12 protein-coding genes are annotated in these 12,892 nt (G+C 66.5%); 7 read left to right on the top strand and 5 right to left on the bottom strand.

The window, feature by feature from the left end; translation table 11 throughout:
• The first annotated feature begins 81 nt into the window (after positions 1–81).
• The 5 genes from ABQY64_RS19225 to ABQY64_RS19205 all read left to right on the top strand — a co-directional run bounded on the left by ABQY64_RS19225 (position 82) and on the right by ABQY64_RS19205 (position 5,653).
• The gene (locus ABQY64_RS19225; protein ID WP_016904515.1) at positions 82–216 is read left to right on the top strand and encodes an entericidin A/B family lipoprotein; all 135 of its coding nucleotides are present in this window, start codon (positions 82–84) and stop codon (positions 214–216) included.
• Between the two features lie 249 nt (positions 217–465).
• Positions 466–675 carry a CsbD family protein gene (locus ABQY64_RS19220; protein ID WP_016904514.1) on the top strand — a complete coding sequence of 70 codons (210 nt, stop codon included), beginning with the start codon at positions 466–468 and terminating at the stop codon, positions 673–675.
• Positions 676–856: 181 nt separating this feature from the next.
• Positions 857–2,146 (top strand): tryptophan--tRNA ligase, encoded by a 1,290-nt coding sequence (locus ABQY64_RS19215; RefSeq protein WP_349780565.1) that lies wholly within the window; start codon positions 857–859, stop codon positions 2,144–2,146.
• 57 nt (positions 2,147–2,203) lie between these two features.
• Positions 2,204–3,148 (top strand): MBL fold metallo-hydrolase, encoded by a 945-nt coding sequence (locus ABQY64_RS19210; RefSeq protein ID WP_349780564.1) that lies wholly within the window; start codon positions 2,204–2,206, stop codon positions 3,146–3,148.
• An 852-nt stretch (positions 3,149–4,000) separates the two neighbouring features.
• A complete protein-coding gene (locus ABQY64_RS19205) occupies positions 4,001–5,653 on the top strand; it encodes a M28 family metallopeptidase (RefSeq protein WP_167706261.1) in 1,653 nt (550 codons plus the stop codon).
• A gap of 125 nt (positions 5,654–5,778) precedes the next feature.
• On the opposite strand, the gene ABQY64_RS19200 is transcribed toward ABQY64_RS19205, so the two are convergent.
• Positions 5,779–6,195: a Rap1a/Tai family immunity protein gene (locus tag ABQY64_RS19200; RefSeq protein ID WP_102255078.1), complete on the bottom strand. Its 417-nt coding sequence runs from the start codon at positions 6,193–6,195 to the stop codon at positions 5,779–5,781.
• Between the two features lie 85 nt (positions 6,196–6,280).
• Between ABQY64_RS19200 and yedA the strand changes: the two genes are divergently transcribed.
• Both yedA and rarD read left to right on the top strand, forming a co-directional pair.
• A complete protein-coding gene (gene yedA, locus ABQY64_RS19195; protein ID WP_024939056.1) occupies positions 6,281–7,177 on the top strand; it encodes a drug/metabolite exporter YedA in 897 nt (298 codons plus the stop codon).
• Positions 7,174–8,085 (top strand): EamA family transporter RarD, encoded by a 912-nt coding sequence (gene rarD, locus ABQY64_RS19190; RefSeq protein WP_047127551.1) that lies wholly within the window; start codon positions 7,174–7,176, stop codon positions 8,083–8,085. Before yedA ends, rarD begins: the two co-directional genes overlap by 4 nt.
• Positions 8,086–8,327: 242 nt before the next feature.
• On the opposite strand, the gene ABQY64_RS19185 is transcribed toward rarD, so the two are convergent.
• The 4 genes from ABQY64_RS19185 to ABQY64_RS19170 all read right to left on the bottom strand — a co-directional run bounded on the left by ABQY64_RS19185 (position 8,328) and on the right by ABQY64_RS19170 (position 12,827).
• A complete protein-coding gene (locus tag ABQY64_RS19185; protein ID WP_167706220.1) occupies positions 8,328–9,443 on the bottom strand; it encodes an alpha/beta fold hydrolase in 1,116 nt (371 codons plus the stop codon).
• A gap of 188 nt (positions 9,444–9,631) precedes the next feature.
• Positions 9,632–10,957, bottom strand: coding sequence for an ABC transporter permease (locus ABQY64_RS19180; protein ID WP_374151319.1), 1,326 nt, complete (start codon positions 10,955–10,957; stop codon positions 9,632–9,634).
• Between the two features lie 7 nt (positions 10,958–10,964).
• Positions 10,965–12,125: an ABC transporter permease gene (locus ABQY64_RS19175; RefSeq protein WP_039815009.1), complete on the bottom strand. Its 1,161-nt coding sequence runs from the start codon at positions 12,123–12,125 to the stop codon at positions 10,965–10,967.
• Positions 12,126–12,137: 12 nt separating this feature from the next.
• Positions 12,138–12,827, bottom strand: coding sequence for an ABC transporter ATP-binding protein (locus ABQY64_RS19170; RefSeq protein ID WP_024939051.1), 690 nt, complete (start codon positions 12,825–12,827; stop codon positions 12,138–12,140).
• Between the last annotated feature and the right edge of the window lie 65 nt (positions 12,828–12,892).

Raw genomic sequence — 12,892 nt, 5'->3', positions numbered from 1 at the left:
CCTTGCGTTTTGTTTGAACCCTAGTTGTTTGATTTGATTGATCTGCGGCAAGCCGCCGCTTTACCCACGAAGGAGTCTGTTATGAAGCGTGCAATTGTGCTGCTGGTGCTGTCGGTGTTGTCGGTCGGTATGCTGTCGGGTTGCAACACCGTCGCAGGTGCCGGCAAGGACGTGCAGGGCGCTGGCGAGAAGGTGGAAGACGCTGCGCGCAAGTAATCTAGCGCTGCATGCAGAAAAAACGGGCCGCAAGGCCCGTTTTTTTTTGCCTGATGCCTTGCGCGCAGGGCAGCGCGGCGACGCATCTGGGCATGCGACGGCGCAGCCATGCGAAAAAACTGCGCTGCAAGCGTAGGCAACCGTTCAGTGCGGTGAGTGCCGATTTGACGGCTTTTGATCTGCGGCGAACGGCGCCGTGGGCAACCTGCGCAGACGGTCAATCGCGGCCGCATCAGCGGAGTTGACGCAATGAACACTGACATCATTTCCGGCAAGTGGACCCAGCTCAAGGGCAAGGCGCAGGCCAAGTGGGGCGACCTCACCGACGACGATTTCAAGGTTGCCGAGGGCAATGCCGAATATCTGCAGGGCAAGCTCCAGGAGCGCTATGGCTGGGACCGCGACCGCGCCCAGACCGAGGTACGCGCCTTCGAAAAGTCGTTGCGCGACGACACCTGACGGTGCCGCGCAACCGCGCCCACCCGACGTGGTGAGCGCAACTGCACAGGACGGGCCGCTCGATGCGGCCCGTTCTGCGTCTGCCGCAGAAACCGGTAGCGGCAGGTACGAGACACCGTCGCGGTCATGCCAGGGGCACGGAACCGCTAAACTTGCGTGCTGACTCCCTGGCCTTACGCAGATGACCACTCGCGTCCTTACCGGCATCACCACTTCCGGCACCCCGCATCTGGGCAATTACGTCGGCGCGATCCGCCCGGCCATCCAGGCCAGTGCGGCTGCCGATGCGGAAAGCTTCTACTTCCTGGCCGACCTGCACAGCCTGATCAAGGCGCAGGACCCGGCGCGGACGCAGCGCTCCACGCTGGAGATCGCCGCCAGCTGGCTGGCCTGCGGCCTGGACCCGGAAACGGTGTGGTTCTATCGCCAGTCCGATGTGCCGGAGACCACCGAGTTGCTGTGGCTGCTGACTTGCGTGGCCGGCAAGGGCATCCTCAACCGCGCGCATGCCTACAAGGCGGCGGTGGACAAGAATCGCGCCGACGGTGAAGACGACGATGCGGGTGTGACCGCCGGCTTGTTCATGTACCCGGTGCTGATGGCTGCAGACATCCTGATCTTCAACGCGCACAAGGTGCCGGTGGGGCGCGACCAGATCCAGCATATCGAGATGGCGCGCGATTTCGCCCAGCGCTTCAACCACGTGTATGGCCGTGACTTCTTCACCCTGCCCGAGGCGGTGATCGACGAGCAGGTCTCGACCTTGCCGGGTCTGGACGGCCGCAAGATGAGCAAGAGCTACGGCAACACGATTCCGCTGTTCGCCCCGCGCGAGGAACTGCGCAAGCTGGTGTTCTCCATCCTCACCGATTCGCGCGCGCCGGGCGAGGCCAAGGACACCCAGGGGTCGGCATTGTTCCAGCTGTACCAGGCCTTCGCCACGCCGCAGGAAACGGCGGCCTTTGCGCAGGCCTTTGCCGATGGCATCGGCTGGGGCGACGCCAAGCAGCAGCTGTTCGAGCGTATCGACCAGGAGATCGCACCGCTGCGCACACGCTATGAGGCGCTGATGGCCGAGCCGGCCAAGATCGAGGCGATCCTGCGCGCCGGTGGCGCACGTCTGCGCGCACGCTACGCCACGCCGTTTTTGGCCGAGCTGCGTGCTGCGGTGGGGTTGCGCGATCTGTCCAGCCAGGGCGATGCGGCTGCGACCCCGGTGGGCGAGAAGAGCGCGCCGCCGGTGTTCAAGCAATACCGCGAGAGCGACGGGCAGTTCTATTTCAAGTTGACCGATGGCGCCGGTGCGTTGCTGCTGCAGAGCGATGGCTTCGCCTCGCCACGCGATGCGGGCCAGCTGATTGCGCGGCTGAAGCAGGCCGAGCAGGGCAGCGACCTGCAATTGCCGGGCGTGCATGCGCAGGTGGAGGCGGCGGTGATCCTGGCGGCGCTGCGCGTGTTGCGCGAGGCGTAACGACACCCGTGGAGCCGGTAGCTAGACTGTGGCCTCTCGCATAGCCGTGGGGGAGCAATGACAGCGACCGCCGATTCCAGCATCCACACCATCGACACCGGCTTTGGCGGTGTGCAGTTCGATGCGGCGTACTTGATCGTCGAGGCGCAACGCGGCGCCTTCGTCGATTGCGGCACTTCCCTGTCGGTGTCGCAGATGCTGGCCGCATTGCAGTCGGCCGGGCTGACGCCGGCGCAGGTGGACTGGCTGATCCTGACCCACGTGCATCTGGATCACGCCGGCGGGGCGGGAGCCTTGCTGCAGCACCTGCCCAATGCGCGGGTGCTGGTGCACCCGCGCGGCGCGCCGCACATGATCGACCCCACCCGGCTGATCGCCGGTGCCACGGCGGTGTACGGCGCGGCGGAAATGGCGCGCAGTTACGGCGCGATCGTGCCGGTGCCGGCCGAGCGCGTGGTGGAAGCGGCCGACGGACAGACCGTGATGCTGGGCGAGCGCGCGCTGCGCACCATCGAGACGCCGGGCCACGCACGGCATCATCTGTGCGTGTGGGATGCGCGCAGCCGCAGCTGGTTCACTGGCGACACCTTCGGCCTGTCGTATCGCCAGCTCGATAGCGCGCAAGGCGCCTTCATCCTGCCGACCTCCTCGCCGGTGCAATTCGAGCCGGAGGCGATGCTGCAGTCGATCGCGCGTTTGATGGAGACCGCGCCGCAGGCGATGTATCTCACCCATTACGGCCGGGTCGAATCGCCGGCGCCACTGGCGCAGGCGCTGGTCGAGCAGATCCATGCGATGACCGCCATCGCGCTGGACTGCGCGCAGCATGCGGACCGCCATCGCTGCATGGTGGCGGCGCTGACCGACCTGTATCTGCAGCGCGCCCGCCTGCACGGCTGCCGGCTTGACGATGCACGCGTGGCGCAGTTGCTGGGCACCGATATCGAACTCAACGCGCAGGGCCTGGCGTGCTGGCTGGATCGCGCGACGCGCACCAATTAGCGCCACTGGAATGGGTAACGCTCCTCTACTCGAACGCTGTAGTGAGTCATCGCGTTGTTCGGCAACAGTCAAAAGCCGCGTCAGTCGAGCGCGCGGTGCCCTCACCGCTTGCGTGACACGCCGTAAATCCGTCCGTGGAGGCGCGGTGGCGGCATCCATGCCGCCACACGGTCCCCGCAATCGGCGAGGACATCGCACCAGACAGTTGGTCGGCTGCTTTTGAAAGCTTGTTGCTCGGCTAGCGGTGGTAGCTGAGACGTTTTAAGTTGCGTGTTGAAGCCTGCCTGACGCTCGGCTCGGGATGGGAAGATGATGAGGCGCTAATCGAACGAACAAGTGATCCGACCAGTGCACGTCATGCCCCGCTTGCAACCATGCACACCGACCATCTCGACGGGTCCTTGTCCGCTCACCGTCGCGGGACCTTACGCGGCATGGATGCCGCGTAAGAGCCTACATGGACGTACTTGCGGCGTGTCCTGCGATGGTGGGCGGGCAAGGGCCTTGCAGCCAAGCCGCAGACCAGTCGCCCTGCAGCGGATCTGTCCGCACTGCACAGGCCTCGGAAAAACAATGCCAAAGCAATCGAGATTTCGAACCGTAGCCGCGTCTAGGCGCGAAAAGAGTCTCGGTTCAAAAAGCTCGGTGAGTCGAAGGCGCGATGCCATCACCACGCACGGGACAGGCCGTACACCCGCCCATTGAACTCCGTGACAGCATCCATGCAGCCCAAGGGGCCTGCTAGAAAGGAAGACATCGCGTTTGCCAACGCGGGTCGAAGCGCTCCCGTGGCGGCCGCGCGCTTGTAAACTGTGTGTCATCTATCTGTTGCAAGGCCATGCCGTGAATCCGATGCGCATCCTGTTGTTGTCCGCCTGCCTGTTCGTGGGGGGCGTGGCGCAGGCCGCCAACGATCTGCCCGGTGGCGGCATTGATGCCGAAGCGTTGTCGCGGCATGTGCGTCTGCTGGCATCGGACGAGTTCGAGGGCCGTGCGCCGGCCAGTGCCGGCGAGCAGCGCACGGTCGATTATCTGGTCGAGCAGTTCAAGGCTGGCGGCCTGCAGCCGGGTGGCGAGCAGGGCGGTTGGACCCAGGCAGTGCCGTTGGTACGCGCCCAGGTCGATGGCCCGGTGCGCGCCAGCCTGCATGTCGGCGGCAAGAGCCAGACGCTGGTCAACGGTACCGATGTGACCCTGCAGAGCCTGCGTCCGCAGGACGCGGTGCGCTTGAAGCATGCACCGCTGGTGTTCGTGGGCTACGGCATCAGTGCGCCGGAGCGGCAGTGGGACGACTACAAGGGCGTGGACCTGCGCGGCAAGATCGCGGTGGTGCTGATCAACGATGCCGACTTCGAATCCAGCCAGCCTGGCGCCTTCGATGGCAAGGCGGTGACCTACTACGGCCGCTGGACCTACAAGTACGAAGAGGCCGCGCGTCGTGGTGCCGCCGGCGTGTTGATCGTGCACGAGACCGCGCCGGCCGCATACGGCTGGGCGACGGTGCAGAGTTCGGGCCTGTCGCCGTTGTTCGATATCGAACGCAGCGATGCCGATGCGAAGGCGCAGCATGTGCCGGTGCGTGGCTGGATGCAGCAGGCGTTGGCGGTGTCGCTGTTTCAGCGCGCCGGGCTGGATTTTGCACAGGCCAAGCAGCGCGCACAGCAGCGTGACTTCGCACCGATGGCGTTGGGCGATGCGACGCTGTCGGTGGACTTCAAGCTCAAGCGCGAGCGCGTGGTCACGCACAACGTGGTGGCCAAGCTCACCGGCAGCCAGCATCCGGACGAGACGGTGATCTTCTCCGCGCACTGGGATGCCTTCGGCGTGGGCAAGGCCGATGCCGGCGGCGACACGGTGCGGCGTGGCGCGGTGGACAACGCCACCGGCGTGGCCAGCGTGCTGGAACTGGCGCGCGTGTTCGCGGCCGGCCCCAAGCCGCAGCGCACGCTGTATTTCATCGCGTTGACGGCGGAAGAGAAGGGCCTGCTCGGCGCCAACTATTACGCCGCGCATCCGCTGGCGCCGCTGGACAAGACCGTGGCGGTGCTCAACATGGAGATGTTCAGCCCCGATGGCCCCACCCGCGATATCGCCTCGTGGGGACGCGGACGGGTGTCGCTGGAAGGCGATCTGGAAACCGCGGCCAAGGCGCGCGGCCGCAGCTATTCGCCGGACCCGAATCTGGAAGCGGGTTTCTTCTACCGCGCCGACCATTTCGCCTTTGCGCGCATGGGCGTGCCGGCGATCACCGCCGGTCCCGGGCTGGACATGCTCGAAGGCGGCGTGGCGGCCGGCAAGGCGCTGCGCGACAAGTATTTTGCCGAGTGCTATCACCAGCCCTGCGATCGCTGGACCCCGCAATGGGATGCCAGCGGCCACGCGGCCGACACCACCCTGGTCTACGACGTCGGCGTGGCGCTGGCCAACGGCCGGCAGTGGCCGAGCTGGCAGGACGGTTCGGAGTTCAAGGCGATCCGCGCCAGCAGCGACGCCGCACGCAAGTAGGGCCAGCGGTGTGCAAACGCCTTCTGCTTTCGAGCGCGGGCGTCTAGCGCCAGGCGATGCGGGCGGTCATTGCATTGGGCCATTGCGTGGCGGTTGGTCGAGCCGGCTTGCGGCGACCGCGCCGCCTATTTGCGGCACGGGTAGCGCTTGGCCAGCGCCTGCACGATCAATGCGGGTGCGGCTTCGTCCAGGCGTGCATCGGGTAGCGCGCCGATATCGCTGATGATCGCCTGCATATCCGGCGGGCCGCTCTTGCCGGCCGGCATGCACCATTGCGTGCGGTAGCTGCTGCTGGCGACGCCGAGCAGGTAAGCGCCGGCGCGGTTTGCCGAGAGCATGACCTTGAGTTCGGTTTGTTCGGGCGCGATCTCCGGCGCCAACGAACCGTCCAGCCCGGCCTCAAGGAGCTTGCGCCCGCTGGGCTCCCAGGGTTCGGGTACGCGTGCCAATGCGCTGGCCGACAGCACGGTCAGGGCGGCCAACATCAACCAGGGGACGCGACGCTGCATATGCACTCCGGGCCGGGGATCAGTGCGCACCATACCGCGGCAGGCGCTTGAAGGCGTACGACGTTGACGTGGGCAGGTGATCTAGAATTGAAGCTTCCGCTGCATTTGGCAATCTCCGATGTCCTCTTCACACGATGCTGTTGCGCCTGCGCGCAGCGGCTTGGTCGTTGTCGCGTTGTTGCTGGTCTATGTGGTCTGGGGCTCGACCTATCTGGCGATCCGCTTTGCGTTGGAAGGCGGCGCGCTGCCGCTGACCATGGTGTCAGGGGCGCGCTTCATCGTGGCCGGCACGGTGCTGTATGCGGTGCTGCGCTGGCGCGGGGTGGCTGCGCCGACGCGCGCGCAATGGAAGAACGTGGCGATGATGGGCGCGGCCCTGTTGCTGCTGGGCAACGGCATGGTGGTGCTGGCCGAGCGCAGCGTGTCGTCCGGCCTGGCCGCCACCTCGGTGGCATCGGTGCCGCTGTGGATGGCCTTGTTCGGCGCCTTGCGCGGGCAGCACGCCAGCCGTGGCGAATGGCTGGGCATCGTGATCGGCTTTCTGGGCGTGGTCTGGCTCAACGCCGGCAGCAGCCTGACCGCCACGCCGGGCGGGCTGGTGTTGTTGCTGATCGCGCCGATCGGCTGGGCCTTCGGCTCGGTGTGGTCGCGCGGACGCGACCTACCGTCGCCGTTCATGACTGCCGCCGGGCAGATGCTGTGCGGCGGCGTGTTGCTGGTCAGCACCGGCCTGCTGATCGGCGAGCGCCCACAGAGCCTGCCGACCTCGCAGGGGCTGCTGGCCGTGGCCTACCTGTGCGTGTTCGGCTCGATCGTGGCGTTTACCGCCTACGTGTGGCTGCTGCATCACGTGCGCCCGGCGTTGGCCGGCAGCTACGCCTACGTCAACCCGGTGATCGCGGTGGCGTTGGGTGCGTGGCTGGGGCATGAGCGTTTCAGCGCGCACGACATCGGCGCGATGGCGGTGATCCTGTCCGGCGTGCTGGTGGTGACCCTGGCCAAGGCGCGGCGATGACGGCGGTCTCGCCGACCGAGGCGCGTCGCGGGCTGTTGATCACTGCATCGACCTTCGTGATCTGGGGCCTGGTGCCGCTGTACTGGCATCTGCTCAAGGCGGTGCCGTCGCTGCAGATCATCGCGCACCGCATCGTCTGGAGCGCGCTGCTGGTGGTGGCGTGGTTGCTGGCAACATCGGGCCTGCGCTGGTGGCGCGCCATCGCCGCGCAGCCACGCGCACTGTGGATGCTGGCCGGCAGCAGCGTGGCGATCGCGTTCAATTGGGGCCTGTATATCTGGGCGATCAACGCCGGGCATGTGATCGAGGCCAGCCTGGGCTATTTCATCAATCCGCTGCTGAGCGTGTTGCTGGGCGTGCTGGTGCTGAAGGAACGCCTGCAGCGCATCCAGTGGGTGGCGGTGGTGTGTGCGGCGGTGGGCGTGCTGTGGCTGACCCTCGATGCCGGTGCACCGCCATGGATTGCGCTGGGGCTGGCGTTCTCGTTCGGTGCCTACGGCCTGCTGCGCAAGCTGGTGGCGGTGGATCCGGTGGCCGGGCTGGGCGTGGAAAGCGTGTACCTGTTCGTGCCGGCGCTGCTGCTGGCGGGCTGGGGCGAGCAGGGCCATGGCGGCGCCTTCCTGAGCGGCTGGGACCTGCGTACCGATCTGCTGCTGATCTTGGGCGGCGTGCTGACCGCGGTACCGCTGATCGGGTTTGCGTATGGCGTGCGGCGGATTCCGCTGTCGCTGGTGGGCATCCTGCAATACATCGCGCCGAGCCTGCAGTTGCTGCTGGGCGTGTGGTTCTTCCACGAGCCGTTCGATCAGGGGCGCGCGATCGGATTTGCCGCGATCTGGGTGGGGCTGCTGCTGTTTGTCGGCGATAGCCTGTGGCGGCAGCGGCGGCCGGTTGTGGTGACGCCTTAAGCATCGGTCGCTGCGCGATCCGGGCGATCGCGCAGTGGCTGCGTTGCGCGGTGGGCAGCAGCGCGGTGCGCGCTTCGACAAGCCCGCTGTTGCGCAGCTCCTGCCTGGATTCAGGGCGAGCAACAGACGACTGCGCCCACCGCGGTGCAGATGCGGTCATCGGCATGTCATTCCTACGCACCGTTTCGTAGCGCGCGGTCCGCTCCCACCTGACGACCGTTGGCGACGTCTGACAGCCGCTCTCAGCCGCGCGGCGCCAACGCCGGTGTCGCCACCGCCAGCGCGGAGGTCGGCAGTGCCTGCGGCGCTGGGCAGTGGCCTGGATCCTGTTGCGTCTGCGCCAGCCACTGGTCGATCGGCCCACCCAGCAGATCCAGCCGCAGCGGCAGGCTCAGATGAGTTTCGCCAGGCAGCTCGACGTAGTGCGCGCGCGGGCTGGCCAGCGCTAGCGCACGCCCATGCGCGACCGGAATGTGCTGATCGGCATCGCCATGCACCAGCAGCACGCAGCTACGGGTGTCGGCCAAGGCCTGCGTGACATCGACGTGGTCCAGGTCCAGCTGCAGCTGGCGGTCGGCGGCGGCGATCACCGCATCGATGTTCTGGTCGGCATAGCGCCAGCGCGCATACGCGGCCACCGCCTGCCCACGCCAGCCATCCGGTTGGCTGGCGAGCAGGTGCGGGACCATGTCGCGAATGCCGCGCCCGGCGTTGGCGAAGGATTCCATCGCCACCACGCCGGTCACGCGCGGCCCGAGCTTGTCGGCGGTGAACAGTGCGGTGGCGGCGCCGTAGGAAATGCCGAACAGGTACAGCGGGCCACGGATCTCGCCACGCGGTTGCAGCGCATCGAGCACGTCGATGACGTCGTCGGATTCGCGCGTCCCGTACCCGGACGGGCCACCGCCGGAATGGCCATGGTTGCGCAGGTCGATGGTGATCACCCGGTAGCCGGCTTGCGCCAGCTCCAGCGACCATGGCAGCAGCGAATCGCCATCCATCATCCAGCCATGCAGCAGCACCACGGTGCCGCGCGGCGTCGGCGGGGTCGTGGTGGGCACCTTGAAACTGAAATCGACATCCAGCGCATGTGCCGGATCGTGGCGCTGGCCGAGATAGCGGTAGTGCATGGCGTACTGGCCGGGGTCGATCGCGCGCCAGAAGATCGGCACCTGATCGCGCGTGACCACATGTCCGCTGCGGTTGGGCACCGTGGCGATGGTGGCGGCAATGCGCTCCTCGTCCAGCAATGGCGAGGTGCCGCCGGGCGCGACCAGGCGCTCGCTGAGCGAGGTGGAGGACGAGGAACAGCCGGCCAGCCACAGGCAGGCGCAGGCCAGCAGAATCAGGCGCGTCATGAGCGAAGATCGATGGATGCAACGGCCGGGCAGCCTACGGCCTGCCCGACCCGCGCATCTACCGCAGCGCAGTGACAAAACGATGACAGCCCGCACTACGTTCAGCCGCAGCACCCGCACTCCCTCTGCCTTGGCTGTCACCATTCCCCAATCCCGATTCCCCATTCCCGGGCGGGCCAGCGGCCCGCCTAAACCTCACGCAACGCCGTCGTGATCGGCAACCGCGCCGCGCGCAAGGCCGGGAACAGCCCGCCGACCAGGCCAATGCCCAGCGCCCATTTCAGCCCGCTCCACAACAGCTCCGGCGAGACCTTGAACTGGAACACGATCTGGCTGAAGTTGCTGCCCAGCGTGGATACGCTGTAGCCATTGAAGATGGCCCAGGCGATCAGGCCACCGAGCAAGCCGCCCAGCAGCGCCAGCAGCATGGTCTCCAGCATCAGCGCCATGATCACCGGCGTGCCACGAAAGCCGATCGCGCGCATCGTGGCGATCGCGCGCGCGCGCGTGGCCACCGCCGCATACATGGTGTTGAGCGCGCCGAACACCGCGCCCACCGCCATGATCGCGCCGATCACCGTGCCCAGGATGCTGATCAACCTGTTCAAGCCACCGCCCTGTTTGCCGTAGTAGGCACGGGTGGTTTCCACATCCAGTTTGAGCCGCGGATCGGCGGCCATGGCGGTCTTGAACTGGCTGAAACCGGCCTTGCCGGTGGTGCGAACGCTGATCGACTGGTAGGCGCTGCGGTTGTAGGTGGTGGCCAGCGTCTGCGCATCGGTCCACAGCTCCGAATCGTGCGCATCGCCGGAGGCGAACACACCGACCACGGTCCATTGCTGGCTGCCGAGGGTGAGCGTCTTGCCCAGCTGCAGTCCGCGGAACTGAGTCAACGCGCCCTTGCCGACCACGATCTCGCGCAGGCCGGGGGTGAAGCGCCGGCCCTGCACCAGCCTGACCTTGTCGTGCACCGCCCAGGCCTGTTCGCCCACGCCACGCAGTTGCGCGTTGACGTCGGTGCCATCGGATCTGGAGGCGATGTTGACCACCTGCGAGAGCTCCGGTGACAGCAGCGGGCGGCCCCTGGCATCGGCGGCGATGCCGGGCAGGCTGCCGATCAGCGGCACCAGGTCGCGGGTGATCACCGAATTGGTTTCGGCCTGCGAGCCGCCGCGCAGAACAATCGCGGTGGTGTCGTCGCCGGTGCTGTTGAGCGTGGCCTGAAACCCCTGGCCCATCGCCAGCATCGCCACCAGCACGCCGACCACACCGGCGATGCCGACCACGATCACCGAGCTGGCACCCCAGCGTTGCGGCAGCGTGGCAATGCCGATACGTGCGGCGGCCAACGACAGCCGGCCGCTGCGCGTGACAACCAGCCACACCGCCAGCAAGGCGGCGAGGACCAGCACGCCGATCCACGGCAGCGCGATCCACACGGCCAACCCGACGGCCAGCGACACGACCGACAGCAGATTGACCAGACGGTTCTTCCATTGGGTTTGCATCTGCATGCTCCTGTCAGCGGCCGGCGAGGGCATCAACGATCTTCAAGCGCTGCGCGCGTCGCGCCGGCAGCACACCCACCACGATGCCGATGCCGGCCATCAGGCCCAGCCCGACCAACCAGGTCTGCAGCGGCACGCCCTGCACCGGCATCACCCCGCCGCTGCGTGCGGCCACCAGCGGGATCACCAGCGATGCCAGACCCATGCCGATCAACCCGCCCAGGCCGATCAACAGCACCGACTCCACCATCACCAGACTCAACACGGTGCGGTCCTGAAAGCCCAGCGTCTTGAGCGTGGCCAGCTCCGGTATGCGCTCGCGCACCGCCTGCGCCATGGTGTTGCCGGTCAGCAGCAGCAAGGTGAAGAACACCGCGGCCATGATCGAGGTGACGATCAGGCCGATATCGGCGAACTGTTTGATGAAGGCCTGCTGGAACGCCGATTCGGTCTGCGACTTGGTTTCATGATCGGAGTTGGCCGACAACGCGTCGATCGCCTGCGCCACACGCGAGGCCTGGTCGGCACTGCGCAACGTCACCGTGTACCAGCTGACCTTGCTCTTGATGTAGTCGTTGGACTCGTCGAAGTATTTCCAGTTCATCATCAACTGGCGTTCTTGGTTGGCCGCCACTGCGCGGTCCTTCATGCGGAAGATGCCGACCAGTTGCAGCGGCCAGTCGTTGCTGCCGCCGCGCGGGAAGATGGTGGCCTGCAGCGGAATGGTGTCGCCGATCTTCCAGCCATTGGCCTTGGCCAGGGTCTCGCCGACGATGGCGCCGGTGCGCGTGGTCTGGAACGCCTTGAGCTGCTCCCTGGGCAGCTCGTACTCGCTGTAGACGTCGAAGAAATTGGGCGCCACCGAAAAGTTCGGGAAGAAATTCTTCGGGTCGCGGTAGATGCCGCCGAACCACATCGCCGAGGTCACATCGCGCACGCCCGGCACGCTGCGGATCTGCGGCTCCAGGCTGATCGGTAGCGATTGGGTGATCGACAGGCGCGAGGCCACCACCAGGCGGTTCACGCCGCTGACGCTGCCACCGGAAGTGAAGGCCACGCGCACCGAATCGAGCATGCCGAACAGCAGGAACGCCGCCACCACCGACAGCAAGGTCAACAAGGTGCGGGTCTTGCTGCGGAACAACTGCGCCCACACCAGCCAGAGATACTTCATGGCAGCACTCCCTTAGAGCACGAGCGGCGCATCGGCCAGCTCGCCCTTGTCCAGATGGATGGTATGGGTGGCGTACTCGGCGGCCTTGGGGTCGTGGGTCACCATCACGATGGTCTTGCCGTGTTCGCGATTGAGTTCCTGCAGCAGGCGCAGGATCTCCTCGGCGTTATGGCGGTCCAGATCGCCGGTGGGTTCGTCGCAGATCAGGAAGGTGGGGTCAGACACGATCGCGCGTGCAATCGCCACGCGCTGCTGCTGGCCGCCGGACAGTTCGCTGGGCTTGTGGTTGCGGCGTTCCTGCAGGCCGACCAGGGTCAGGGCGATTTCCGCATTGCGCTTGCGCTGCGCGGCATTGAGCGCGGTGAGCAGCAACGGCAGCTCCACATTCTTTTGCGCGGTGAGCATCGGCATCAGGTTGTAGAACTGGAACACGAAGCCGACGTGGTGACTGCGCCAGGTCGCCAGCTGGCCACCGCTCATGCGGTCGATGCGCTCGCCCTGGATCTCGATCTCGCCACCGCTGGGGTTGTCCAGCCCGCCGATCAGATTGAGCAAGGTGGTCTTGCCCGAGCCGGACGGCCCCATCAATGCGACGAAGTCGCCGCTGGCGATCTCCAGGTCGATGCCGTGCAGCACCTGCACCTGCTCGGGGCCGCGTTGGTAGGTCTTGGTGATGTTGCGCAAGCTGACGAGAGCGGTCATGGCGACTCCTGACGGTGCAATGGAAAGAGGTAAGCGCGATGTGGCATGGCGACCGCGATTGCATG

Origin of the sequence: Xanthomonas sp. WHRI 7065, from assembly GCF_040203115.2 — a bacterium.
GTDB lineage: Bacteria > Pseudomonadota > Gammaproteobacteria > Xanthomonadales > Xanthomonadaceae > Xanthomonas > Xanthomonas arboricola.
The sequence above is the reverse complement of the archived record's forward strand: the minus strand, read 5'-3'. Positions and strand labels throughout refer to the sequence as shown.

Excerpts from the sequence above, each read along its gene's own strand:
- ABQY64_RS19225 (WP_016904515.1), top strand. The coding sequence starts at position 82 with ATGAAGCGTGCAATTGTGCTGCTGGTGCTGTCGGTGTTGTCGGTCGGT.
- ABQY64_RS19220 (WP_016904514.1), top strand. The coding sequence starts at position 466 with ATGAACACTGACATCATTTCCGGCAAGTGGACCCAGCTCAAGGGCAAG.
- ABQY64_RS19215 (WP_349780565.1), top strand. The coding sequence starts at position 857 with ATGACCACTCGCGTCCTTACCGGCATCACCACTTCCGGCACCCCGCAT.
- ABQY64_RS19210 (WP_349780564.1), top strand. The coding sequence starts at position 2,204 with ATGACAGCGACCGCCGATTCCAGCATCCACACCATCGACACCGGCTTT.
- ABQY64_RS19205 (WP_167706261.1), top strand. The coding sequence starts at position 4,001 with ATGCGCATCCTGTTGTTGTCCGCCTGCCTGTTCGTGGGGGGCGTGGCG.
- ABQY64_RS19200 (WP_102255078.1), bottom strand. The coding sequence starts at position 6,195 with ATGGTGCGCACTGATCCCCGGCCCGGAGTGCATATGCAGCGTCGCGTC.
- yedA (WP_024939056.1), top strand. The coding sequence starts at position 6,281 with ATGTCCTCTTCACACGATGCTGTTGCGCCTGCGCGCAGCGGCTTGGTC.
- rarD (WP_047127551.1), top strand. The coding sequence starts at position 7,174 with ATGACGGCGGTCTCGCCGACCGAGGCGCGTCGCGGGCTGTTGATCACT.
- ABQY64_RS19185 (WP_167706220.1), bottom strand. The coding sequence starts at position 9,443 with ATGACGCGCCTGATTCTGCTGGCCTGCGCCTGCCTGTGGCTGGCCGGC.
- ABQY64_RS19180 (WP_374151319.1), bottom strand. The coding sequence starts at position 10,957 with ATGCAGATGCAAACCCAATGGAAGAACCGTCTGGTCAATCTGCTGTCG.
- ABQY64_RS19175 (WP_039815009.1), bottom strand. The coding sequence starts at position 12,125 with ATGAAGTATCTCTGGCTGGTGTGGGCGCAGTTGTTCCGCAGCAAGACC.
- ABQY64_RS19170 (WP_024939051.1), bottom strand. The coding sequence starts at position 12,827 with ATGACCGCTCTCGTCAGCTTGCGCAACATCACCAAGACCTACCAACGC.